This window comes from Planococcus notacanthi (assembly GCF_030407825.1).
Lineage (GTDB): Bacteria > Bacillota > Bacilli > Bacillales_A > Planococcaceae > Planococcus > Planococcus notacanthi.
Genome location: NZ_JASDCQ010000001.1, coordinates 64,907 through 88,187, shown reverse-complemented (window position 1 = coordinate 88,187; position 23,281 = coordinate 64,907). Strand labels below are relative to the sequence as shown.

The 23,281-nt window shown below is 46.5% G+C and carries 20 protein-coding genes; 3 read left to right on the top strand and 17 right to left on the bottom strand.

The features are described from left to right. The first annotated feature begins 46 nt into the window (after nucleotides 1–46). Nucleotides 47–448, top strand: coding sequence for a DUF2512 family protein (locus QMA01_RS00370; protein ID WP_191713674.1), 402 nt, complete (start codon nucleotides 47–49; stop codon nucleotides 446–448). A gap of 47 nt (nucleotides 449–495) precedes the next feature. Here QMA01_RS00370 and QMA01_RS00365 read toward each other — a convergent pair whose 3' ends face one another. From QMA01_RS00365 to QMA01_RS00310, 12 genes are all read right to left on the bottom strand, one after another. Continuing rightward, complete coding sequence (locus QMA01_RS00365) at nucleotides 496–1,005, bottom strand: DUF6241 domain-containing protein (RefSeq protein ID WP_290214059.1); 510 nt, start codon at nucleotides 1,003–1,005, stop codon at nucleotides 496–498. 216 nt (nucleotides 1,006–1,221) lie between these two features. Further along, a complete protein-coding gene (locus QMA01_RS00360) occupies nucleotides 1,222–5,373 on the bottom strand; it encodes a tetratricopeptide repeat protein (RefSeq protein ID WP_290214058.1) in 4,152 nt (1,383 codons plus the stop codon). Nucleotides 5,374–5,595: 222 nt separating this feature from the next. Next, complete coding sequence (locus QMA01_RS00355; RefSeq protein WP_203339154.1) at nucleotides 5,596–6,072, bottom strand: VanZ family protein; 477 nt, start codon at nucleotides 6,070–6,072, stop codon at nucleotides 5,596–5,598. A 304-nt stretch (nucleotides 6,073–6,376) separates the two neighbouring features. Beyond that, nucleotides 6,377–7,150: a glucosamine-6-phosphate deaminase gene (gene nagB, locus QMA01_RS00350; RefSeq protein ID WP_290214057.1), complete on the bottom strand. Its 774-nt coding sequence runs from the start codon at nucleotides 7,148–7,150 to the stop codon at nucleotides 6,377–6,379. 45 nt (nucleotides 7,151–7,195) lie between these two features. Beyond that, a complete protein-coding gene (locus QMA01_RS00345) occupies nucleotides 7,196–8,035 on the bottom strand; it encodes a MurR/RpiR family transcriptional regulator (protein WP_203339152.1) in 840 nt (279 codons plus the stop codon). Nucleotides 8,036–8,051: 16 nt separating this feature from the next. After that, entirely contained in the window at nucleotides 8,052–8,948 is an 897-nt protein-coding gene (locus QMA01_RS00340; RefSeq protein ID WP_203339151.1) for an ROK family protein, read from the bottom strand. Nucleotides 8,949–9,031: 83 nt separating this feature from the next. Then, nucleotides 9,032–10,735 carry an FAD-binding protein gene (locus QMA01_RS00335; RefSeq protein WP_290214056.1) on the bottom strand — a complete coding sequence of 568 codons (1,704 nt, stop codon included), beginning with the start codon at nucleotides 10,733–10,735 and terminating at the stop codon, nucleotides 9,032–9,034. A gap of 21 nt (nucleotides 10,736–10,756) precedes the next feature. Continuing rightward, on the bottom strand, nucleotides 10,757–12,265 hold the full coding sequence (locus QMA01_RS00330; RefSeq protein ID WP_290184125.1) for a sodium:solute symporter family protein: 1,509 nt from the start codon (nucleotides 12,263–12,265) through the stop codon (nucleotides 10,757–10,759). 23 nt (nucleotides 12,266–12,288) lie between these two features. Then, nucleotides 12,289–13,155, bottom strand: coding sequence for an N-acetylneuraminate lyase (locus tag QMA01_RS00325; RefSeq protein ID WP_290214055.1), 867 nt, complete (start codon nucleotides 13,153–13,155; stop codon nucleotides 12,289–12,291). Nucleotide 13,156: 1 nt separating this feature from the next. Then, nucleotides 13,157–13,852 (bottom strand): N-acetylmannosamine-6-phosphate 2-epimerase, encoded by a 696-nt coding sequence (locus QMA01_RS00320; RefSeq protein WP_290214054.1) that lies wholly within the window; start codon nucleotides 13,850–13,852, stop codon nucleotides 13,157–13,159. Nucleotides 13,853–14,163: 311 nt separating this feature from the next. Further along, a complete protein-coding gene (locus tag QMA01_RS00315; RefSeq protein WP_290214053.1) occupies nucleotides 14,164–15,642 on the bottom strand; it encodes a glycosyltransferase family 2 protein in 1,479 nt (492 codons plus the stop codon). A 20-nt stretch (nucleotides 15,643–15,662) separates the two neighbouring features. Continuing rightward, entirely contained in the window at nucleotides 15,663–16,457 is a 795-nt protein-coding gene (locus QMA01_RS00310; RefSeq protein ID WP_290214052.1) for a glycoside hydrolase family 16 protein, read from the bottom strand. Nucleotides 16,458–17,041: 584 nt separating this feature from the next. On the opposite strand from QMA01_RS00310, the gene QMA01_RS00305 reads away from it, so the two are divergent. Next, nucleotides 17,042–17,794: an SDR family NAD(P)-dependent oxidoreductase gene (locus QMA01_RS00305; RefSeq protein ID WP_290214051.1), complete on the top strand. Its 753-nt coding sequence runs from the start codon at nucleotides 17,042–17,044 to the stop codon at nucleotides 17,792–17,794. Nucleotides 17,795–17,952: 158 nt separating this feature from the next. Here QMA01_RS00305 and QMA01_RS00300 read toward each other — a convergent pair whose 3' ends face one another. The 4 genes from QMA01_RS00300 to QMA01_RS00285 all read right to left on the bottom strand — a co-directional run bounded on the left by QMA01_RS00300 (nucleotide 17,953) and on the right by QMA01_RS00285 (nucleotide 20,888). Continuing rightward, nucleotides 17,953–18,249, bottom strand: coding sequence for a putative quinol monooxygenase (locus tag QMA01_RS00300; protein WP_290214050.1), 297 nt, complete (start codon nucleotides 18,247–18,249; stop codon nucleotides 17,953–17,955). A gap of 31 nt (nucleotides 18,250–18,280) precedes the next feature. Beyond that, nucleotides 18,281–18,709: a MarR family winged helix-turn-helix transcriptional regulator gene (locus QMA01_RS00295; protein ID WP_290214049.1), complete on the bottom strand. Its 429-nt coding sequence runs from the start codon at nucleotides 18,707–18,709 to the stop codon at nucleotides 18,281–18,283. Nucleotides 18,710–18,824: 115 nt separating this feature from the next. After that, complete coding sequence (locus tag QMA01_RS00290) at nucleotides 18,825–19,463, bottom strand: nitroreductase family protein (RefSeq protein ID WP_290214048.1); 639 nt, start codon at nucleotides 19,461–19,463, stop codon at nucleotides 18,825–18,827. A 363-nt stretch (nucleotides 19,464–19,826) separates the two neighbouring features. Then, complete coding sequence (locus tag QMA01_RS00285) at nucleotides 19,827–20,888, bottom strand: S-layer homology domain-containing protein (protein ID WP_290214047.1); 1,062 nt, start codon at nucleotides 20,886–20,888, stop codon at nucleotides 19,827–19,829. 235 nt (nucleotides 20,889–21,123) lie between these two features. Here QMA01_RS00285 and QMA01_RS00280 point away from each other — a divergent pair, with 235 nt between their 5' ends. Then, nucleotides 21,124–22,497, top strand: a complete 1,374-nt coding sequence (locus tag QMA01_RS00280) for an LA2681 family HEPN domain-containing protein (protein WP_290214046.1) — start codon at nucleotides 21,124–21,126, stop codon at nucleotides 22,495–22,497. Between the two features lie 186 nt (nucleotides 22,498–22,683). On the opposite strand, the gene QMA01_RS00275 is transcribed toward QMA01_RS00280, so the two are convergent. After that, nucleotides 22,684–22,959, bottom strand: a complete 276-nt coding sequence (locus QMA01_RS00275) for an excalibur calcium-binding domain-containing protein (protein WP_290214045.1) — start codon at nucleotides 22,957–22,959, stop codon at nucleotides 22,684–22,686. Nucleotides 22,960–23,281: the final 322 nt, after the last annotated feature.

Genomic DNA, 23,281 nt, shown 5'->3' with positions numbered 1-23,281 from the left:
ACGGGTAAATTCTCCTTAATAGAATTTATATAAGGAGGAGAAGCTATTGAGGCATTTGCTTGCACTGGCAATTAAATTTGTAATGGTGGCTGCTGTCTTATTGATCGTTCTTACCTTGATTTTTGATGTTTCGTTTGTTGATACGCTGCTGATCAGTTTGGCGCTGACAGCGTTGTCCTACGCAATGGGCGATATCATGATTTTTTTGAATGCCGGCAGACCGGAAAATCAGTCAGGGCGCAATACCATCGCAACTTTTGTTGATTTCGTCATGGCGTTCCTGACCATTTGGCTGATCGGTTGGCTGTTGACCGGCCAGAATTTCGAGATGGTGACGCCGGCGCTGGTTGGCGCATTGGTCCTGTCAGCCGGCGAGTGGTTCTTCCACCTTTATGTGGACCGCTCGGTGGTGCCTGAGTACAACAATTACAAATCGGCAAGAAGCTGAAGAAAGAGGCTGTCCGCGGACAGCCTCTTCTTCTATGTATAGTATTTTTATCTAAAATGTCTTTCAACAAATTCCTGTTCTTCTTCGGCGCTCATCAGCCCCGTTGCTCTGCCGACCGTACCTTTATGCCAATCCCAAATGGTGTTGTGGACCGTGACGGAGTTGGAGAAATCTCCTTGCTGCCACTCGGTCAAGGCGTCTTCATAAAAAGGGCCGTGCTCATACAGATGCTTGTTGGCTTGTACAATCAGCAGCAAGCCATCGATGTTCTCTTGCGTCATTTCGACAGCGCCTTTCTTTTTGCCAGCGCTGATTTTTTGGTGCGTCATCTGATGAAGTAGGATTTGCAAATCGACTTCTGTCATATCAGCATCTTCTTCTTCAGTTCCGCTCTTTTCAGGCGTGCCTTCTTTTTCTTCACGCTCCTCGATTTTGTCCGCCACTTTCGTTATTTCTCCGCCGCTCGTGGAATTTTGCGTGAAAAAATAATAACCGGCTCCTGCCAACAGCGCCAAGACGCCGATTGTTATACTTATCGTTTTGACCATCATTTTCATTCTTTTGCCACTCCTTGAACCTATTGTATTTACTTCATGACTATATCCCTAATAATTATGAAGAAAGGTAGTACCAAATTCAACTCTTTTCGACAAATACAGGCAATCATCCACTCACACCTTTGCCATATTTCGGCATACAAAAACCACCTACCCTGAAATCTATGAGCTTCAGGAAAGGTGGTTTGATTAGCTGTATTTATTTTTGGAACAGAGTTAAACCCCTACGGCAAAAACATCTTCCAATATTTCTTCGAACAATTCCTCTTCGATGGCGGTTTCAATAAATTGTTCCCCACCTTCGGTATTAAATAACTGGCTCAGCAATTCTTTGGCACGCGTGGGTTGCCCGGCTTTCATGGCAGCACGTGCAAGTTCATAGCCCACCGGCAAGTATGTGGGTTCATCATCCTGCAGCGCCAACAGCCGTTCTGTGGCAGTTGCGCTGTCGCCCATCGTCGTGTAGATCATGGCCAGCGACAAGCGAATCCATTCATTGACTTGCAGCTCTTCGGGCAGACGGCTTTCGAAACGTTTGGCGTCTTCCGGCCGGTGCTCTGCCAGCAGATGCAGCAAACGGACATAGCTTTCGCTGTGGTATGGATTCAAAGCAATCGCCTGCTCGTAATACGCCTCTGCCCGTGCGATTTCGCCGAGTACAGCCGCCATATCGCCTTGCCATAATACAATATCGATATCTGCCGGCTGCTCCAAATGAAGTTGTTCCGCCTGTTTGATGGCTTTATTCAACAGCTTTTCGGACTGTTTTTCGTTCGCTTCCTGCAGCGTCGCCTGCAGCAGCGCTTTGGCAGCTCCAAAATGGCCGGTGCGTTTGACGAACGGGGCAAGTTCTTCCGCCGCATCATCCGCCATTCCGCGGTTCATATAGAAGTCGGCGAGATGCAGCACCGGCACTTCGCTGTCCTTGAAATTTTTCATGGCGTCCAGGTAAAGCGAAATGACGTTTGAAAGCATCAGGAAACGCCGTGACTTGTCACGCAGCCTGCGGATAAAATGCTTCGGCGCTTCTTCATCCTCTTCATCGACCCATTCCGCCAATTGATCTGCGCTGTACGTTTGCGCCATCGCCAATTCCTCGCCTTTCAGACGTTTTCTCAACCGTTTGTGCAGGTCGCCGGTTTTGCGCATGTCCATCAGCAAACGAACGTATTCAGCATACAAACCTTCCTCGTCCGGATGCTCGGCAATCAATTCCTCCAGCAAGCCGACTGCCCGCTTGACATCTCCTTGGCGGACGCAAAATTCGATATGCTGGTAATGCGAAGGATAGGCCCCGTTGACTGCTTTCGCCTGTTGGAACAACGATTCTGCTCCCGATAAATCGCCTTTTTTCTCTGCTATATGAGCTTGTGCTGCAAGCAGCCATTCCTCCGGTACTTGCAAGGACACTTTCTTCAATGAATTCTCTACAGCCGCAAGCTGTGTTTCATTGTCGATCAGACCGAACAGCTCACCCAGATCAAGCAGCAGCGGTTCATTTTCCAGCACATGCAAAGCCGCTGTAAACGCTTGTGTTTTATTTTCCAACGCCAAATGCGTCCGCATCAATCCTTCATGAGCTCCTGTGAAGCCGGCTTCCGCTTCCGCACATTTCGTGAAGTGAGCCAGTGCTTCATTCCATTTCCCAGCTTGTTCAGCAAGCAAGCCAAGGCGGTAAGGAGCTAACGCCAGGCCATCCAGTTCCGCCGCCTGGCTGTAGAGAATTTGCGCAAAACGCTGATGGTCCTCCAGTTCGTAAAGACTCGCTTCATAGCACAGCAAAAGCGCATCCGCTTTCTTTTCACGCAGGCCTTTGAAGAAATCAAACAAGCGGCTGCGGAACTGCGGTGCGTCGCCGAAATCCGCATACTGCTCAGCCATTTCATGGAGATCCAGCGCAACACGCGCCATACCGTTTTCCAGCAGATCCAGCGCCAGTGCTTTGCCCGCATCGTCCTCTGACTCCTGCCACAGCATCGCTGCTGTCCGGACAAAATAATCGGTATCGCCGGTTTCCGCATAATGCGCGACCCAGTTACCCAATTCGGCCATTTTCTCTTGCTTGAGCAGCGCATGGGCAATATGCGTCACCGTAAACAAATCATTCGGGTCCATTTCAAGCGATTTGCGGTATTCCGCTTCCGCTTCTTGATACTGTTCTTTTTCCATGTCGAGATGGCCCAAATACTGATGCAGCACATCAGCCGTTTCGCAATTGGCGATGCCGGCATGCAGAACGCTTTCCGCCTCTGGCCAGTCTTTTGCGGCCAGGTGGATTTCAGCAATCCGCAAATACGAAAACGGTTCTTTCGGATCAATATCCCGCGCACGCCCGAATGCCCCGATGGCGTTCTCTTCTTCCCCGAGAGCCAACAGACAACGGCCCATTTCGTAAATGAAATACCCATCTTCCGGCTGCTCGTCGGAAAGTTCACGGAAACGCGCCAACGCTTTCTCATAAGCACCCGATTCGTATTGGATCAGGCTATGCGTAATGCGCGTCGAGATGTCGTTCGGCACCTGGTCAAGTGCGATGCTCGACCATTTGAATGCCTGGTAGGTCTTGCCGACTTCCAAATAACAGCGCGCCAAATGGCTGTACGCCATTGGTTGGTAATTGTCCCACTCAATCGAGCGTTTCAAGAGCGGGATCGCTTTCTGGTGTTCATTGCGGCTCATCAAAATCGCCGCTTTCAAAAACAGCGCGTATGGCGAATTCTTTTCCTTCACCAGCGCAAGGCTTGCCAGCGCTTGTTCCGTCTCATCTTTCTGGTAATGCATATGCGCCGCAAGCAAAGCCACTTCGCCGTCTTCTTTGCCGAGGTCCTGGTGGATCTTTTCGAGCCATGTCGAATGAAGGGCTTTCGCTTCTTCTGAGAACAAAGTCACCAAACCGACCACTGCCGCATAGCGCTCATCGGGATGTGCCTTCAAAAACTCGATCGACCGGTTTTTGTCGCGGCCTTTCGTGTCGTCTCCCCAAATGGTGAATAATTCATTGAAAAAGTCGTGCTGCTTGCTGTCCAGCAACTCTAGCATTTCCAGCTGTTCCGGCATCAAAAATACCATGCTCAAGGAATCGGTCAACTTGAACGTATCGGCGACATCCAAGTAGGACAATAAATACGGCCCGAGGTCATTCGGATCCTGGATGATCAACGCCTGCAGCCGGTCATCATAACCGATGACCACTTGCACATGCGCATTGTTTTCAATCATCATGCTCAGCAGCACCGGAATTCCAGCATCGATCAGTTGTTTATAAACGCCGATCGTCCCTTTGAAATAACGCGCTGTAAACCCAAGCGTCTCCATGTATTCCATGGTCTTTTGCAGATCTGAACCCGTTACGTCAAACACATGCTCAGCGATTTCGTCCTGCCCTTTTTTCATGCCATACGCTTCCAGCATCAATGCGAGTGATGCCGGCACACAATAATTGAGCTTCTGGATGTTCGGCGTCAATTGCAGCTCCCGGCGCTCGGCTTCCTGTCGGATTTCGCCTTTACCGTAGACACTTTTCTCCAGCACTTTCGGGTGATCCGCGACCCATGCCTTCAACTCTTCCCAGCGCTCGAGTTTATAGAGAGCTTCGGCAGTCATGTAAATAAAAGACGGACGGTGGACATGGTATGGATTTTCTTCATTGTATGCCGCGATCAAATCCAGTGTTCCTTCATAATGGCCCAGGAAAAACAGCGTGCGGATGATGTCCGCACGGTAAGTCCATGTGCCGGGTTCGATCTGCTCTCCATGTTCCAGAACGTCCAACGACTCTTTTTGGCGGCCGGTCATCGCCAGTACGTCGGCGTATTGAAGCCGTACGTATGGGCTGCGTTCGGTCACTTCATCGCTTAAGACTTTTTCCAATACCTGTTCCGCTTCAGCCCATTCTCCGCTGTGGATAAAATAAAAGCCTTCCAGGTCCGGCCAGACAAAACCTTTCAGTTCCGCGTAACGATCCAGTTGCGCTTTCGCTTCCGGCAGGCGGTTCAGCTGGGCAAATACCCGCAGCAGCAATTGATGCGCCGACGCCAGCTCTTCCACCGAATCGTTAACAGACGAAATGCCCTGCAACCTGCCCATCATGCGTTCTTCCGCTTCCAGGCTGCGCCCCGTTTCAAGCAGTCGCGCACAACTCCACGTAAATGTCCGCAGCGTCCCGAAACGCTTATGCGCCTGAGTTGCCAGCAAATGGCTATACGTATATAAATCCGCCTGATCCGTCAAACGCATCAGCCGGTAAAAATCATCCTCTGTCTCGAGTTCCCCTAAAAACGCACGCAATTTCCCGATTGAACGCCCCGCCCATAACTGACGGATCGCCTCCACGGCTTGCTGTGCTGTCTGTATCTCTGTCGCTTTCATTTGTTTGTTCCCGCCTCTCCCATTGCCCTATGAAAATGTGGTTGATTTATTATATAGTGGAAAATTATAGGATGCAATACCATTTCAGAGGTCTTAGGAAATAATTTTAACGTGGTAACTTTTATTTAAATTAATAAGTTCTTTTACTGACGTTCTCTTCATAATTAATAAAAATCGCCGCCTCTTCAACCATCGAAGAGGCGGCGATTTTTATTATTAAGACTAACGCGATTTCTGATCCGCAAAGGCGCCGGAAATTTTTTGGACGGTTTTCCAGAAAGCCGGAACCGGTCCTCCCTGTGCTTTCACGTAAACACTCAAACGATACGCAAGATAAATGCCGCCGATGTCGATCAGCACATCACTCAACCTGCCGCTCCGTTCAAAGAACAACTGCAGCACTTCCGTGAAGAAGGCAAACAAGCTGCATAGAATGATGGCTTTGGTATCGTTGGCAATGGTTTTGGCCAAGATCAAGAACAGGATGCCAAAAGACAGGGCATGACCGACTTTCTGAAACACATAGGTCTTGCTTTCCAAATGGATATCGCTCGTGATGAACAGATCCGAAAAGTTCGGGAACAGGCGAATGTGGAAATCGATTTCCTGAGCGAATAAAAGGGACTGAAAATTGTAGTTGTTGGTGGCCAGCAGGATGCACAAAGCCCACAGCACAACCGGTATGTATTTAGCTTTCAAAGCGTTCTTCCCTTCAGCTTTCTTCTATAGTCGTAAGTCCTCTATTTGCATGGTGATTCAAATGGGTTGAGCCTTGATGGAAAATAGACTGGGTTTATCGAATAGCTATATCATTAATTCTTCTAATTTTATAGAGCAACTTGATTCTTTTCATTATAAGACCCACGATGAAAATTGACTAGTATTTTTCTCCTATTCAAAGGGAATTGTTTGCGTGCCTGGCACGCAAACAATTCCCAAACAATTAACCCCCTGCCGTGACGGCAGGGGGTTAATTGTCTGTATATCTATTTCACCTGTATGTCTATTTCACTTGCAATTCATGAGCGATGGCGTCTTCTCCATATGACTCGAGCACTTTCGACAACGCCAATTCATCGGCGATGACGGTGACTTCAGGATGCAGCTGTAGGATTGTTGCCGGAAATTCTTCCGAGACCGGGCTGTTCATCGCCTGATACAAGGCTTCGGCTTTTTCTTTTCCGGATACCAAAAGCAAAATTTTCTTGCTTTCCATGATGGAAGCGATTCCCATACTGATGGCTTGGGTCGGCACTTCGTCAATGCTTGGGAAGAAGCGGGCATTGGCTTCGCGCGTCGATTCGTCCAAATCGACGACATGCGTTCTGCTTAGAAACGATGTTCCCGGTTCATTGAATCCGATATGGCCGTTCAAGCCCAGTCCCAAGACTTGAATGTCGATGTTGCCGGCTTCTTGAATTTGTCGTTCGTAATTTAAACATTCCTGCTCGAAATCCTGTGACATTCCGTCAGGCAAATGGATTTGCCGGGCGGGCACGTCTACATGGGCGAACAGTTTATCGGTCATGTACCATTGATAGCTGTTGGCATCTTCCATGGACAGACCGGCGTATTCATCTAGATTGAATGTAGACACCGCGCGGAATGAAACTCTGCCTTCCCGGAATTCTTTAACGAGGCATTTGTACAGCCCTTCTGGCGTCGAACCTGTCGCCAATCCGATTACCGGAGATTCAGTTTGCTGCACATGCTCCACAAGCAGCGAGCACGCAAGTCTGCTCATTTCTTCATAGTTCTTTGCTTTAATAATTTGCACTTTTCCACCTCTTAATGAAAGCCATATGTAAAGAACTCTTCGTCCCTAATATAGTTTTCCAGCAATATGTTCGGTAATTTCCCGTTTAACACTTTCAGCATCTTTCACATTATTCATTGTCAGACCCGTACAAATCAAATCAATCAAATACAATTGGGCAATCTTCGATACCAGCGAACCGCTGTCGAGCGGACTTTCTTTCGCAGAAGACAACAGAACATGATCAGCATATTTGGTCAATGGCGACTTCACATAATTGGTCAGGGCAATGACTGTAGCCTTTTTTTCTTTCGCTAATTTTACGGCGTCAACGATATCTTTGGTGCTTCCCGTCAAACTGATGGCGATCACCACTGAGTTTTCGTTGAGCGATGAAGCTCTCATGATCTGGAAATGGGAGTCTGTAATGGCATTGACATGCTTGCCGATCCGCATCAAACGATTTTGCATATCCAAGCCGGCAATGCCCGATGAACCGATTCCGAAAATCACCACATCCTGAGAAGCATCGATCGCGTTAATGCATTTCTCCAACGTGCCCAAATCCACAACTTCCGAAGAATCTTCGATGGCCTGGACGATGTTGTAGCGAATTCGATGAACGAACGATTCGTCTTGTGGCGCATGATTGGCTTGAGGCACTTCCTGGGCGAAGAGGAATTTAAAGTCCTGAAAGCCTTTGAACCCCAGCTTGCGGAAAAAGCGCAACACTGTCGCCTCAGCCACTTTGCTGTATTCCGAAAGCTCCGTCAGGGAATGGTAAAGGACTTTGTCCGGGTGCGACAGGATGTAATCATAGATTTTGTGTTCTGATTTGGTGAAAGTATGTTTGTGCTGTTCCATTAAAATAGAAGGTTTTGGTCCTGCCATTGTTTTAGATTCCATCGTGTCCACCTCCTTTTTAATGTGTCAGGAAGCTTTTTGCTGCTCCCAGTAAATTTGATTTGTTGTCATGTTCAGCCATTTTGATCTGCAGCCATTTTTGATGGTTCGGCATGATTTTCTGTTCCAGTGACTGATTAATCGCCTGACGCAAAAATTCGCCTTGTGCGGAAATGCCACCACCGATGACAATCAACTCGGGATTGAATAGATGAACGAGCGACTGAAGGCCGGTCGTCAAGTTATCTATCCATACTTCAAATATGCCAATTGCTTCTCGATCGCCTGATTTGACGCGTTCAAACAGCGCTTTTACAGTCATTTCGTCTCCGAATGTTTCTACCGCTGAACGATGGAGCGCCGAACTTGAAGCGTATTGTTCATAGCAGCCCCGGCTGCCGCACGTACATTCACGACCATGCGGATGCAAAACCATGTGTCCAATTTCACCAGCTGAAAAGCCTGCTCCAGTATACAGCTGTCCGTTCAAAAACAGTGCTCCCCCGATTCCGGTACCGATGGTGACGCAGAGAAAATTGTCTATTCCACGGGCAGCCCCTTTCCAGGATTCGCCGAGTGCTGTGCAATTAACGTCATTTTCCACTGTCACCGGCAAGCCGGTATGGTCAGATATCAACTCGGCCAGTCTGGTTCCAGTATAGCCCGGGAGATTATCGGTCGCAAAGACCACCACTCCCTGCCGTGAATCGATTTGTCCTGCTGAACTGATGGCGATTCCGTCGATTTCAAAATCATTCATGATTCGGCCGCAGAGGCCCACTATTTTGGCCACTAAGCTATTGGCGCCATGGTCTGCATCCGTCGGAACCGAGTCATGGAACAGAAATGCCCCTTCTTCGTCCATGACTGCATATTTGATAAACGTACCGCCAATATCAATTACACCAAGCTGCATTTTGTTTTCCTCTTTTCTGAATGAATAAAAAGAGAAAAACCACAACTAGGCTTTTCTCTTTTCTTGATACTTGAAGTTGCTCTTTACTGATCCAGGAATTCCAGCGATAATGTCCCTGCAGGGTTTCTTGAAATAAACAAGCGTTTGGAGAATGCTGGATTTTCAGCAGAATAATCCTCGCGGTAATGCGCTCCCCGGCTTTCTTTTCGCTCTAGCATCGCCCGAAGCAACAATTGGGACAATTCCATGAAGTTCTTTGCTTTGATCACCATTTTTCTGGTTTCCTGCTGTTCGAATAAACGGCTGATATCCATTTTGGACTGCAGCTCGGCTATCTTCTCCAGTGCGGCGAGCAATTGTTTTTCCGAACGGACGACATTTCCAGAATACCACAGTATTTCCCTGATTTTCTCTATGGTCTGGTGGAGTTGCTCTTTGTCAGACTCTGGCGAACTGTTCTCTCCAACTCTGTTGCCATCGCCGTTGCCCAATACAGTTTTTAAGTGGCGCTTGGCATCTTGATCACTGATGGCACAAAGTCTGGCTTTTGCCAGATAACGGCTGCAGTCCGCTGCTGCACGCTTGCCAAAAACCATGCAGGCGCCAGTCGAGTTGCCCCCAAGCCGATTGGCTCCTTCGATATTACAAGACAGTTCACCGATGGCATACAATCCTGGCACACCCGAGCGCCCGTATGGATCGATGTGGACACCGCCATTGCTGGCATGGGCGAAAGGCGCAATCCGCACCTCATCCTTCAGCATATCGATTCCTTTTGTCTTCAACCAATTTAAATAGACGGTATAAAACTCTTCTTCATTTTCGTATAGTTCTTTATGGAAAACTAATTTAAAGCCCTTCTCATTTTTGGCAGTGATGATTTCCTTCATCATCGCAATATCCACATATTTGGATTCCAGTGAATCTGTAAACGGCCCATGGGTACTGCGGATATCCAGACATTCTTTTTTCGCGAGCCCTGCCGGAAGGACTCCATCCAACAGGCTCTCTCCACTATCTTTGACAATATCTCGGCAATACGCCAAAGTATGTTCGCCGAATAGGGTCTTATAGCGCGGAGATGTAATGCCTGGGATGAATTGGATAAATTCCATATTGACCAGCCTGGCTCCTGCTTCAAGAGCGAGTATATGGCCTGATCCGTCAACATCATTCGGATTCAGGTTGTGCTTGTAGATGCTGCCGAACCCGCCCGTGGCAAGCACGGCTGCCTTGCATTCCACCAGCACCACTTGATTGAATTGATCCAACATCAATGCGCCCGCAATCCGATTTTCTTTTTTTATCAGTGAAATGACCACTGTCCGCTCCAACACCGCCAAATTTTCATAGCGCCCAAAAATTCCGGATACGTTTTCCCTGATTTGGTCCCAATCACTCAGCAAGTAAATATCTCTTGGATGCTCAGCAAAACAAGCTTTCCGTTCGCCTTCGAGCTTTTTGGAAACCACGCCGATATCGCTGTATTCTTTGACGCGATCCTGAATTTCGTCCACGTATACTTCCGCCAAATCCTGGCGGTGCATGCCTCTGCTCGATGCTGTAATATCCGCCAAAAAGACATGCTTATCGGAATTACTACTCGTAACTTGTGTACCCAGCGAAGCTTTCAACGGATAAAAACTTGAACCAGAAGCCAATTTCATTTTTGTTGCCAGCAAGACTTCATGTCCTTGATCGGCTAATTCTTTTGCAACTTTAATTCCTGCCAGTCCGCTGCCGACCACTAAAACGTCTGTTTTGATCTTTCGAGAGATTTCCAACATGCTCCCACCTAAATCTAAAGCTTATTTTTCTTTAATCACTTTATTGTAATCGAAGAATGTGACTCCTTCATCGTCGTCTTTTTCTTCTTTTTTGGCGAACAGTAGACTGAAGCCATAGCCGAAGACGATCGAAGCGACCAAGTTAATGATCGAATACGCCCACAATGTGATATCCGTAAAGTAAGAAATGTAGACAGCCAAGATCGTGGTAGCGATAAAACCGAACAAAGCACCGTTTGCATTTGCACGTTTCGTCAAGACACCAAGCGTAAAGGTCCCACCGATAATCCCAAGTGCCAAGCCCATCAATCCATTAAACCAAGAATAAGCAGAACCGACATTGGAGTACGCAAGAATAATCGCAAAGGCGATAGAGAAAATCCCGACAACCGTCGATACTGTACGGGCCATCCGTGTGCTCTTTTCATCACTCATGTCTTTTCTTAATACTTGCTGAATATCAAGCGTCCAGCTTGTCGCCACTGAGTTCAGTCCTGTTGAAAGCGTTGATTGGCCGGCTGCGAATAATCCGGCGATCAATAACCCTGAAACCCCTACAGGCAATTCACTGACGATGAAGTTGGCGAAGATCAAATCCGATTTCCCTGTCGGCATAGCAGCCGTTTGCTGTGAATAGAAAACATACAGAGATGTACCGATCAAGAAGAACAAAGTTGCCGTACCCAATGACAATGCACCGTTCAGGTACGTCATTTTATTCATTTCCTTCAAATCTTTCGTCGTCAAATAGCGCTGCACCATATCCTGGCTGGAAATATACGAAAACGTCGTCGATAATCCCGCGCCCAAAATGATGATTAAAATACTGTTATTGATGAGGTTCGGATCAAATAAAGCGATATCTCCAAAGAATTTCTCATTGCTGGTCCCGACACTGATGACTTCTCCAAGCCCGCCATTAATGGAGAACAGCAGGATGATTAAGGCGAAGATCCCGCCACCGATCAAGACGATCCCTTGGATAAAGTCGGTCCAAAGGACAGATTTCAATCCGCCGAAAGCAGAATAGATGGTCGCAATGACCCCCATAAACAAGATGATGACGATTACATTAATGCCGGTTACAGTAGCTAATGCAATCGCAGGCAAGTACATGATGATCGACATGCGCCCGATTTGGTAAACAATGAAAAGCAGGCTTCCTAAAATCCGCATCCGCTTATCAAATCTTCTTTCCAAGTATTCATAAGCCGTATCCAAATCCAGTTTGCGATAAACCGGCAGGAAAAAATAGATTGCTACAGGCACGGCGATCAATAAGCCAAGTTGAGCAAACCACAACTGCCATGTTCCGGAATATGAGTTTCCAGCAAGTGATAAAAACGATATCGGGCTGAGCAAGGTGGCAAACAAACTGACCGAAGTCACCCACCATGGAATCGAGCCGTCCCCTTTAAAGAATTCTTTGCCTTTCATTTCCTTTTTGGCAAAGGCAATTCCCACATATAAAATAAACAAAAGATAAGCAAATAAAATCACATAATCGATAACCGCAAATGTCCCATTCATCTATCCCATACCCCCGTTCGTCATTACAAGTATTTTTTAGCTAGTTCACGTGCTTTAATCGCTCTTTCTTCTGTCAGCTGTTTCATCGGTTTTCTGACAAACCCAGCGTTGACTCCCTGCGTTTTCAGCATTTCCTTAATCGTCTGGTAAAGTCCATTGTTCAAAATTTCTTCAATCAAGTCATTGGTCACTTTCTGGATTTCACGCGCTTCGTCGATTTTCCCGCCCTGTGCCAATGTGAAGATTTGCTTCGCTCTCTTGCCATTGACATTGAACGTGCTGCCGATCGCTCCGTCTACATTCAAGACACTTGCAGACAATAGCATTTCGTCAAATCCTGAATAAATCAGTTTGTCCGGGAATGCATGGCGCAAGCGCTCCAACAAGAAGAAATCCGGTGCCGTGAATTTCACGCCGATGATTTTTTCGTTTTCAAACAGCTCTCCGAATTGTTCCAGGTTCATATTAACCCCTGTCAATGCTGGAATCGAATAAATGATGAGTTGCGTATCGACGCCTTCGAGGATTGTATTGTAATAGTCTTTAATTTCCTCAAAATCGAATTTGTAATAGAACGGGGTTACCGCTGAAATGGCATCGTATCCAAGGTCGGTAACAAATTTGGCTAAATCGGATGCCTCTTCAATATTCAAAGAGCCGACTTGCGCAATCAGTTTCACTTGATCGCCGACTTCATCTTTGACGATTTCAAAGATCTGCTTTTTTTGTTCCGTCGAGATGAGGAAGTTTTCCCCGGTACTGCCGTTGACGTACAGGCCATCCACTTCAGAAACCTCGATATTGTAGCGCACGATTTCTCTTAATCCTTTTTCGTTCACGTTTCCTTGTTCATCGAATGAACACATCAATGCTGTATATAAACCTTTCATCTCATATCACCTGTCCCTTTTCTATTTTTTCTATCGCTTTCGCAAATGTTTCTGTAATCAGCTGCGGCCGTGTGATAGCGCTTCCAACGACGACGCAATGTGCACCCGCCTCAAGAGCTAGCTGCGCTTTATTGGGTGTATCGAAATTTCCTTCCGCAATAACGGGAATCGATAACTTGTCCGTCATTTCCTTCAGCAATTCGAGTGGAACCGTGCCCACTGAGTAAGGCGTATAACCGGCCAATGTCGGAGCTGCAATATCCATTCCTGCCTGTTCGGCCGCCAGTGCTTCTTCAATCGTCGATACATCCGCCATAAAAAGTTGGTCGGGATACTTTAGCCTAACCTCGGAAAAAAACTCATTGAAGCTTTGGCCGTTCGGTCGCTGCTGTTTTGTCGCATCCATTGCGATGATGTCAACGCCTTCTTCAACCAGTGCGTCAACTTCCTGAAGTGTCGACGTGATGTAAACATTGCTCCCCGGATAATCCTTCTTGATGATGCCGATAATCGGCAAGTCCACTTCTTTTTTGATTGCCTGGATATCCGTTACAGTATTTGCACGAATTCCTTTGGCTCCCCCGATTTTTGCGGCCAACGCCATTTTCCCCATTATGTACGGATCATGAAGTGGTTCTTCCTCCAGCGCCTGACAGGAAACGATTATTTTTTTATGGATCTGTTCTAAAACCGTCATTTAAAAACTCCCTATCTTCATTCATTTTCTTTTCTTCAAGGTTCTGCTGAATTGGATAGCCGTCCTCCTGTTCGTTGTCGAAATATTTTATTAATCGAACTATACCATCATGACAATTAACTTTCAACATTTATTTTTAAAATGATTTTTAACTTTCATTTTTATTTTTTAATTGTGTGTGAATTGTGTGCGTGCCAGGCACGCACACAATTCACCTCAAAACAAAAAATCATCTTCTTGAAATCTATTGATTTCAAGAAGATGATTCTATGTAATAATAGCGAACGAGCGTACTCATGCTAGTCATTTCCCTATCCAACTTTTTTAACTCCCTCATTCGTTTTTTGGGTTTCATTCGACTCGACCGATTCTACTTTTTCCAAGGTTTCCAGGACTGTGTCAACAACCATTGCATGGGCCACTTGAAGCACCTCTGGTATGCCATTTACAGCCAGGGTTTCGGGATAGATGGAAACCAAGCCGGTTCGTTCCACTTTATTCCATGAGTGGTTGTGCTGAAACAGGTAAGCAACCGAGCCATAGACGAAATAATACGTATCCAGCATCCGATAAGTGGGGTATTCAAGAATTGAAAAAACGAAAATTTTAGCATAGTCTACGAGTGAATACCGATGGTCATATTGCATGGCGATTCGGTAAGCAGTCAAACGCAGGCAGATTTGCAAAGTCGCTGTCATAATCAACAAGATCAACGTCAGTCCCACCAGATCCCCAGTGAAAAGCGATACGATGAGCGCAAATGTGGTGACAATGCCAACTACTCCAGGCAGTAAGGCATCCAAAATCATAAACATCACGAACTTCATCCCCAGGTTATGGACTTTATGTTTGTTGTAGATTCGCAAGGAATCGAGAAACCCTTTCTGCCAGCGGACACGCTGCTTAGACAGATTCTTAAAGTCAGCAGGAACTTCGGTATAGCATTGCGCTTTCGGAACAAAGAGCATTTTGCTGTTTTTGTATTTTTGATGGATGAGCTTTTGAAAGTTGAGTGTGATTTCCATGTCTTCGCCAATCGTTTTCTTATAGCCGCCGACTTCAAACAATGCGTAATTCCGAAATGCACCGAATGCGCCGGACACGACGGACATTAAGCCGAATTTTGCTTGCACCAGGCGTTTGACATAGAACGACATCATGTAATCAGACAATTGGTATTTCACCAGGCCTTTTCCTTTAAATTCCGGATGGCCTCCTTTGTACATTTGTCCAACATGCACCATGCCGCCGCTCGCGATAACCAGAGGATCCTGCATCGCTTCATTGATGTGCATAAGCGAGTTTTTCTCCAGTACGCTGTCGGCATCAAGCGTAATGATGATATCTCCCGTTGAATGGTCAGCCCCTGCATTCAAAGCATCGGCTTTGCCGCCATTTTCTTTATCAATTACATGTATGTGGGGATACAGATCGGAACAATAGGTCATTTTAACAGCCTCGTACTCAAGCTTATTCATTGCAGGAAGTGGACATTCCCTTAATTGCAGCACGTCCATCAACAAAGGAATGGAGCCGTCTTTTGAGCCGTCGTTAATAATAATCAGCTCGTAATTGCGGTAGACCAAATTACGGAAGCCATCCAGGCAACTCCTTAAGACCATTTCTTCATTGTATGCAGGCACTAAAATGGTCAATTTCTGTTGAGGCACTCTTTGGCCACTTTGCTGTTTAGCGGGTTTTGACAATTTTAACGACAGAAACAAATACATAAGCTGCAACGAGAAGAAAATAGCAAACAGCAATAAACCGACCACTAGTATGATTTTCATAATCCCACTTCCAGACTGTCTTATTTTTTGTAATACCTGATCCAATCCACCAAAAGTTCCTTCGGAAATTCAACTGTGCCATCCGGTTCCCCCACCCAATCTCCTCCAACAGCTGTATTGATGAACAAATACATCTCTTCATCCGGAACGTAAGCCGCAGTGGTATAGACGGGGTTGCCATCAATCAGAAAAGTCAGGCTGTCCTTCTCCCATTCAATTCCATAAGTATGGAAATCCGCGGTCAAATCCTGCAGATCCGCGTAGCTATAGGTTTTGCTGTAAAGGCCGCCCACTTCGTAGTGAATCGTCGACCAGGCCTGGCCCGGCTCCTGGCCGAGGATTTCCACAATATCGATTTCTGGATAAGTGTTTCCGCTGTTTGTCCAAAGCCAAATCGCTGGAAGCAAACCTTTGCCCGAAGGCATTTTAGCCCTTACTTCAAGCTTGCCTTGCTGAAAAACCGCTTTGCCTTTCGTCGTCACTGCCCCAGAGGTATAAGGCATCCCTTCAGACCGCTCTCTTTTCGTCGTAATTTTTAATGCCCCGTTGCTGACTTCAACATTTTTGGGTTTGTAATGCTGTTTGCGGTTGCCGAAACCAAAAGCATCGTCCAGCACATTCCACGTCTCCATTTCAATTTCATTGCTTTCAAACTCTTCTTGCCACACCAATTGCCACGAATCTGCTTGCTCAACTTCCATAACTGCCTCCTTTTGAACTTCAGTAAATTCACTCAGCTGCCGCTCCAGAAACGTTTCTCCCGGCGTACAGTACAGCATGGCCGTCGTACAAATCACCCCATATATCTTGTTCATTTCAACCCACCTTATTTTTTACTGAAGCTTTTGATACAATCGCCCCTTTTAAAGTCCTCACCCCCGTAAATCAAATAAGTTATTAAATATCAAATTAATAATAAATAAAACTGAATATTCATTACTTATTATTTACTGATAATTCAATAAACTATAACATTTAAAAAAGACTAGGCAAATAGATATATGCAACCAAATAAATAATTTGTTAAACAATTAAAGAATAGTTCTTTATAATTACTCTTTAGTTACATTTGCACACACAAAAAATGCTGTTCTTTCGCATAAAGCGAAGGAACAGCATTTTTAGGATTTCTAATTAGGTGGCTTTAATAGTGGGGAAATTGTATGGGTGCCTGGCACACACACAATTACATAAACACACGAACTTAATACGCATCCTTTACTTTAAAATAACCAACTTCGGCTAGAAGCTGGTTGTTTTTCTTTCTATAATAATTTAATAATGAGGGTCTCGGCTCCACCCAATAACCCCAATTAATTGATATCAGTTATATTACTAGTAGAATAAGAACTGTACCTCAATAATTATTCAGCAATTCTGAAATTAACAGGAGGAATGTATGGTGGGAAGATTACAGGATAAAGTAGCAGTGATTACAGGCGGAGCCGGAGGAATCGGCAAAGTCACAGCACAGCATTTTTTGGATGAAGGAGCTTCTGTCGTCTTGGTCGACTTGTTCGAAGATGCACTCGCTGAAGCGAAAAAAGAACTGGGCGGCAAAGTGCTGACGGTTCAAGCGGATGTCTCGAAAGAAGAAGATGTCCAGAAGTACGTCGACAAGACCGTAGAGCAATTCGGCAAAATTGATATTTTCTTCAATAATGCCGGTATCGAAGGCAAAGTAGCACCGATTACCGAACAAAAAGTGGAGGATTTCGATAAAGTCATTGCCGTCAACGTACGCGGCGTCTTCTTAGGGCTTCAGAAAGTATTGCCGGTCATGATCAAGCAAAAATCCGGCAGCATCATCAACACTTCTTCGGTTGCGGGACTCGGCGGATCGCCGAACGTTTCGCCTTATATCACGTCGAAGCACGCAGTTGTCGGTTTGACGAAAGCGGCAGCAGTGGAAAGCGCGCCTCACGGAATCCGCGTCAATTCTATTCATCCGTCACCAGTCAACACACGCATGATGCGTTCCCTGGAAACCGGTTTGGAAGTGGATGAAGCCACAATGGCCAAGAGCATTCCGCTCGGACGCTACGGCGAGTCGGACGACATCGCGAGCCTGGTAGTGTTCTTGGCATCCGATGAAAGTACGTTCATTACAGGGTCGCAGTACCGGATCGATGGCGGTATGGCGGCGCTTTAAATTTTAAAATCGACTACTATAGCAAACAGCCAGCTTCTTGCCGAAGCTGGCTGTTTTTAGGTAATTGTTTGCGTGCCAGGCACGCAAACAATTCGCACACAATTCACACATAAAAAACCGCCCTGCAAAATGCAGAGCGGCATTACAAATTTATAAATTTAGATTTCGACAGTCTCTCCGTTAAACACTTTCAACTCCATTGGGGCAGCCATGAACGTTGCCGCTTTATCGGTGAAAGCCGTGAAATGTTCGCTTTTGCCGTGGACAGTCGTGGCTTCGAAGTCTTTCCATACTTCCACCATGGTGTAATGGCCGTCCTGCTCGATGGATTTCATCAACTCGTAGCTGATGTTGCCTTCTTCCGCTCGTGTTGCTGGCAGAAGTTCTTTGATTGCCTCCAGAAATTCCTGCTCTTGATCCAATTTTACTTGCATGTTGGCGTGAATGATGATCATTGAGTCTCACCTATCCTTTACTGTTTTTGTATCAGTAATCAACGATATTGTGTTGCATGCGGTTCAGCATATCAGACAAGACGTCTACTTCTTCCGGCGTAAAATCATGGAGCATTTGCTTCACAAATCCCATATTTTCTTTACGGTATTCGACAATCTGTTTGCGCCCTTCTTCGGTCAAACTGACGAAAATCACCCGGTTATCTGCCGGATTTCTTCGTCTTGTCACCATTCCGCTGGCTTCCAGCTGCTTCAAGTGGCGTGTAATGGCCGCGCCGTCGATATTGACGACTTTCTGCAAGGTCGACTGGTTGATTTCATCTGTTTGATAAAGCTGGGACAGCAACTCATAACGCGATGCACTGATGCCTGTACACCGTTCAAACTTTGGGCTGATTTGGTTGGTGAGCCCTTTGAACTGCTGCAGGACTTGTTCCTGTTTTGAAAATGAACACGTCATAACGGGACCTCCTACTTAATAGTTGAGGCCAGTTGATAGCGCGGTTCACTATTCATTGACCTGTCAATCATTAGTATACACCACCGGCCAATACGCAACGGAAATAAACACTGGCTTAGCTCCAGGTTGTAATCGTCTCTACCGGCAGGCGATAAGAAGGATAGCCTTCATTTACCCCTTTGCCGATGGAAATGAGCATAACCGGAACATAGCGCTCTTTGTCCATGCCGAATACTTCAGCAATCTGTTCTTTGTCGTATCCGCCGATTGGATTTGTATCGTATCCGTACGAACGGGCGACCAGCATCAGCTGCATCGCCACAAGACCGGAGTCCAGCATAACGGTGTCTTTCATCTGTTCCCTGCTGATTTCTTCAAACAGAGGGGTGAAGTAGTTCAACTGCATCTCTTTCACTTCTTTAGGCATATAGCCCAGCTCCACTGCCTTGCCGAAAATCTCTTCAGCATAATCAAAATTATTGAGGTCTCCAAAAATGGCGATGACCGCTGAAGAAGTCTTGACCTGATTGCTGTTGAATGAAGCCAAAGGCAGCAACTTTTCTTTTCCTTCTTCACTGTCGATGACCAGAAAACGCCATGGCTGCAGGTTGATCGAAGACGGAGCTCTCGACGCCTGAGCGATGATTTCGGTCATTTCTTCACGACTTATTTTCACCGCCGGGTCATATAGTTTGATCGAACGGCGGCCGTTGACGATCTGATCGAAGTCATTTGTTACTTTTAATTTTTGCATACTGTCGAAACTCCTTTTTATCTACTGATTGTCAAACCCATATAATTGATGGGTCAATGATTGATGTCTCATACAATATAATACGCCTTTACAAAATATGCAATTCATATGAACTGATTGCTCAGATTTATATAAAAACCGCTCTGCAGAATGCAGAGCGGCTGGTAATTGTGTGCGTGCCAGGCACCTAAACCTGAGGGCGAATAGTTAACTAGCTGCTAATTTTAAAACTCAAACGTGCGTATTTCTTTTTTTACGTGCATAAGTTTTTTTGAGTAAACGCATTTTATATTGAGCGTGCGTAACTCCGCAAATTGAATTGTGTGCGTGCCAGGCACGCACACAATTCCTCACTATTCCGTCCTATTCCACACTCACCAATTCACTTTCCACACGCCCTTGCGCGTTGATCGATTTAATCGTTGAAAAGCCCTCCGCCATGTAATACCGCAGACCATCCTGCGTCGTCACTTCAGTTGCGTTGGTGAATGTACTGTATGGCGTCTCGACGGTTTTGTTGACACCCGTGATGGTATGAACAATCACTTCATCGCCTAATCCCACATTGAAGGTCTTGCCGACTTGGACCGGATAGACGAGCGCGACATCATACTCGGAATACGGATAGCCGAATGCGAAGAGCTGATGGCTTTCAAACTCCATGTATTCGTAGGTGTCGCCATCCACTTCGACTGTCCACATGAATCCGTAGGCCATCCCGCCGCGATCCGGCACATCGACAAAGCGGTGGACCGCTGTTGTTCCGTCGGACATGTGATACGTGTAAGTTTTGGTTTTGTCTTTCTGGTAGGAACGGGCGATCGTCGCATCGTTTTTGAATTCAGGCTCCAAGGCGCGCGCAAGAAATGCAGAGAACTGGCCGCGCGTCACAGCCTGTTTCGGCCGAAACGTATTGTCGGGATAACCGATGGTGATGTTCGCCGCCAGGATCTTGCTGATGGCTTCTGTGTAATAGGCGTTTTGTGGCACATCTGTAAACGACTGGTTGAACGTAAACGCCAAACCAAAGACCCGCTCCAAAATCAGCGCCATATCCCCGCGAATGATCGGCGCATTCGGACGGAACGTCCCGTCTCCATAACCCAGGATATAGCCCGCTTCTGCTGCTTCTGCGACATAGCCGCTGGCGTAATGGCCAGCCGGCACGTCACGGAACGGCGTCGCCCGTTTCGTCCCATCGAGCCCTTGCAGTCGGCCAATCATGACCGTCGCTTCGGCACGGGTCACTTGCTGATCCGGCCGCACCGTACCATCCGGATATCCTGTAATCACTCCTTTCTCCATCAAATAAGTCATTTCCTCATAAAACTGGTGATTCTGCGGCAAATCCGGTGCAGCAGCGGCAACAGGCAAGGCTAAAAACAGCGACAGCACTACAACCAGCACACCCATCAGCTTTTTCACGCTCGTCACTCCTCCGTTTAATGGCTTGCTTCTTGACCTTAGTTTAACAGCAAAATCTTACGAATACCCCTATAAATTATCAAAAATTCAGATATTAATAAAACATTAAATTCCCTTTAAAATTCGATTCTCCACTTCCAAAACTGAAAACCATAAAATTCCGACAACAAAGAGTGACCCCTGCCCCACACTTCGTTACAATAATAGAAGAAGCACCTATTCAAGGAGGGTTCCCATGTCAACATTACAGGACATTGCCCAATCAGACGATTACGGGCAATTTGATTTAAAAGAAGTATACCAAGCTGCTCAGCTGCTGCTGCAGGAATTCCAGAAAACCCGCACACAGCCGGCAAAGCTCAACGATATCATCAGCCATTTGAAAAAGCGCCTGGAAGGCCAAACTTCCTATCCACTGGCGATTCTATTGGAAACAAGCCAACTCGGCATCCAGCACCAGCTGCAAAAAGACTGGAACAGTCCGATGAAGCAGCGCCAGCTGTTTCTCTTTGAAAGCTTGCACGCCCAGTTCCGTGCCAAAGTGCCGACCACCATCTGGAATCAAATCTGCCTGAACTACGCAGAAGCGTTGATTTATGTAGGCCGTTCACTCGATGGGCTGGATGTCTTGGAAGACATGATCGAAGCCGAGAAAGATCCATCCTACGAGCGCAAAGATGCTGAGCGCGGCTGGGGGCTATTGTTCTATTCGACGTTCCTGCGCGACAAAGACCAGAAAGCCGAAGCGCTTCACCTGTCACGCGACTTGCTCGACAAAGGCGCTGAGAAAATCAGCAACACCAACGGCCGCGCGTTATACGCAGACCGCCTGAAGCTCGCCGTCAAGATGCTTGAGGAAATCGGGCCAATCGATATGACCGGCAGCTACAAGCCAAACTTTTTCGAAGGCCACGAGCGCGAGTACCGCGACTGGTGCGCCAAGCACCGTTTGCTTCTGAACGATGGCAATGAAATCGATCCCAAAGGCACTATGAAAATCGATACGCTGAATTACCGCCACAAAGAAGCCAATGACCAGGAACGCGGCGTCTTCCTCGAAACCTTCATGGACGCCATGGTTTCGGAATTCACGGCGTTGCGCTGGAACTTATACGAAGCGCAGGAAAAGAAACCAAGCGCAGAACGCAACGAACAGTTGAAGACCGTTTACCGCCAGTCGTTCTCGCTGTTCACAAAAACTGCTCAATTCGTGGCCCATTATTACAAACTCGATATGAAAGACCCGCGCGCCGGCATGCAGCGCATCTGGTTCGAGGAAGAAAACATGAAAAACCCGCTCAAACCGTTTATCCGCGACACCAAAAACGGCGCGTTGAAAGCCTTGTTCTGGCTGTCGAAGGACATCTTCGGCTACGAGCTGTCCCAGGTCCAGAACGTCGCCACCATCCGGACGCTGCAGCTGCGCGACCAAATGGAACGCAGCTTTGTCCAAGTCATCACCAAGCAGGAAGAAATCGCCCAAGACGGCGAACTCCGCAAGCACCAGATGACGCAGATCGAACTCGAACGCATGGCCATGAGCAATTTGTTCAAAGCACGCAATGCCTTGAGCTACTTAGGGTTTACAATCGGTTTGGAGAAGAAATAAATAGAAAAAACATCCCAAAAACTTTTTTGGGATGTTTTTTGTTGAGAGTTCTGCCTACAAGGACAGATTATAACCGCCCTCATCCTTCTCTTTAAACGAAAAAATGCCATCTTCGAATCTGCTGATTTCATCGAAGATGGCATTTTTTTCTACAACCGGTGGCTCATAGAAGAGCCTGGCACTTTTTTATCGCTCGCAAGCAATCAAATCTTTATCCCGATCGCTCTTCTTATTCGCTTCGTATAAAGCTTTGGATACAAACGGCTTGTATTTCGTTGCGCCGCCTTTGTTCTTCACTTTGGAAGAACTGGCAATACCGCCTTTGTATTTTTTATTGATTTCTTTACAGTTGGCATACGTCTTTGCCTTCACGCCTGCAGCATCTGCCGGCATCGGTGCCGCGCTGATTGTGAAACTAATTACGATCATTAAAGACATAATAGCAAAACCGATCTTTTTCATAATAAATCCCCCTTTTTCAATTATCGCCTTCGAGTTTTCCCTTTGATAACTTTTACAGCATTAAAGCAACAACATCCAAATATTGTTAGCTAATTCAGTTTAACAGCAAACTCGCAGAGTGACTATAGTCTCGAAAAATATATTTTATATTCCATTAAAACTTATGTATCACTTAATGAATTTTGTATTCTGGCTTCACTATCATTGCTCCCTGTGTATGCCCCCTTTATCTGATTCTTTGCCTTCTCTACCTCACATTTCGGTCTCCTTACACGCACTTTCGCTCGCCTTACCTCACATTTCTCCCCTTCTACATGAACGC

What these genes read in the sequence shown, in the direction of transcription:
- QMA01_RS00365 (WP_290214059.1), bottom strand. Translation starts at nt 1,005, where the DNA reads ATGAAAATGATGGTCAAAACGATAAGTATAACAATCGGCGTCTTGGCG.
- QMA01_RS00360 (WP_290214058.1), bottom strand. Translation starts at nt 5,373, where the DNA reads ATGAAAGCGACAGAGATACAGACAGCACAGCAAGCCGTGGAGGCGATC.
- QMA01_RS00345 (WP_203339152.1), bottom strand. Translation starts at nt 8,035, where the DNA reads ATGGAATCTAAAACAATGGCAGGACCAAAACCTTCTATTTTAATGGAA.
- QMA01_RS00340 (WP_203339151.1), bottom strand. Translation starts at nt 8,948, where the DNA reads ATGCAGCTTGGTGTAATTGATATTGGCGGTACGTTTATCAAATATGCA.
- QMA01_RS00335 (WP_290214056.1), bottom strand. Translation starts at nt 10,735, where the DNA reads ATGTTGGAAATCTCTCGAAAGATCAAAACAGACGTTTTAGTGGTCGGC.
- QMA01_RS00330 (WP_290184125.1), bottom strand. Translation starts at nt 12,265, where the DNA reads ATGAATGGGACATTTGCGGTTATCGATTATGTGATTTTATTTGCTTAT.
- QMA01_RS00325 (WP_290214055.1), bottom strand. Translation starts at nt 13,155, where the DNA reads ATGAAAGGTTTATATACAGCATTGATGTGTTCATTCGATGAACAAGGA.
- QMA01_RS00320 (WP_290214054.1), bottom strand. Translation starts at nt 13,852, where the DNA reads ATGACGGTTTTAGAACAGATCCATAAAAAAATAATCGTTTCCTGTCAG.
- QMA01_RS00315 (WP_290214053.1), bottom strand. Translation starts at nt 15,642, where the DNA reads ATGAAAATCATACTAGTGGTCGGTTTATTGCTGTTTGCTATTTTCTTC.
- QMA01_RS00310 (WP_290214052.1), bottom strand. Translation starts at nt 16,457, where the DNA reads ATGAACAAGATATATGGGGTGATTTGTACGACGGCCATGCTGTACTGT.
- QMA01_RS00305 (WP_290214051.1), top strand. Translation starts at nt 17,042, where the DNA reads ATGGTGGGAAGATTACAGGATAAAGTAGCAGTGATTACAGGCGGAGCC.
- QMA01_RS00300 (WP_290214050.1), bottom strand. Translation starts at nt 18,249, where the DNA reads ATGATCATCATTCACGCCAACATGCAAGTAAAATTGGATCAAGAGCAG.
- QMA01_RS00295 (WP_290214049.1), bottom strand. Translation starts at nt 18,709, where the DNA reads ATGACGTGTTCATTTTCAAAACAGGAACAAGTCCTGCAGCAGTTCAAA.
- QMA01_RS00290 (WP_290214048.1), bottom strand. Translation starts at nt 19,463, where the DNA reads ATGCAAAAATTAAAAGTAACAAATGACTTCGATCAGATCGTCAACGGC.
- QMA01_RS00280 (WP_290214046.1), top strand. Translation starts at nt 21,124, where the DNA reads ATGTCAACATTACAGGACATTGCCCAATCAGACGATTACGGGCAATTT.
- QMA01_RS00275 (WP_290214045.1), bottom strand. Translation starts at nt 22,959, where the DNA reads ATGAAAAAGATCGGTTTTGCTATTATGTCTTTAATGATCGTAATTAGT.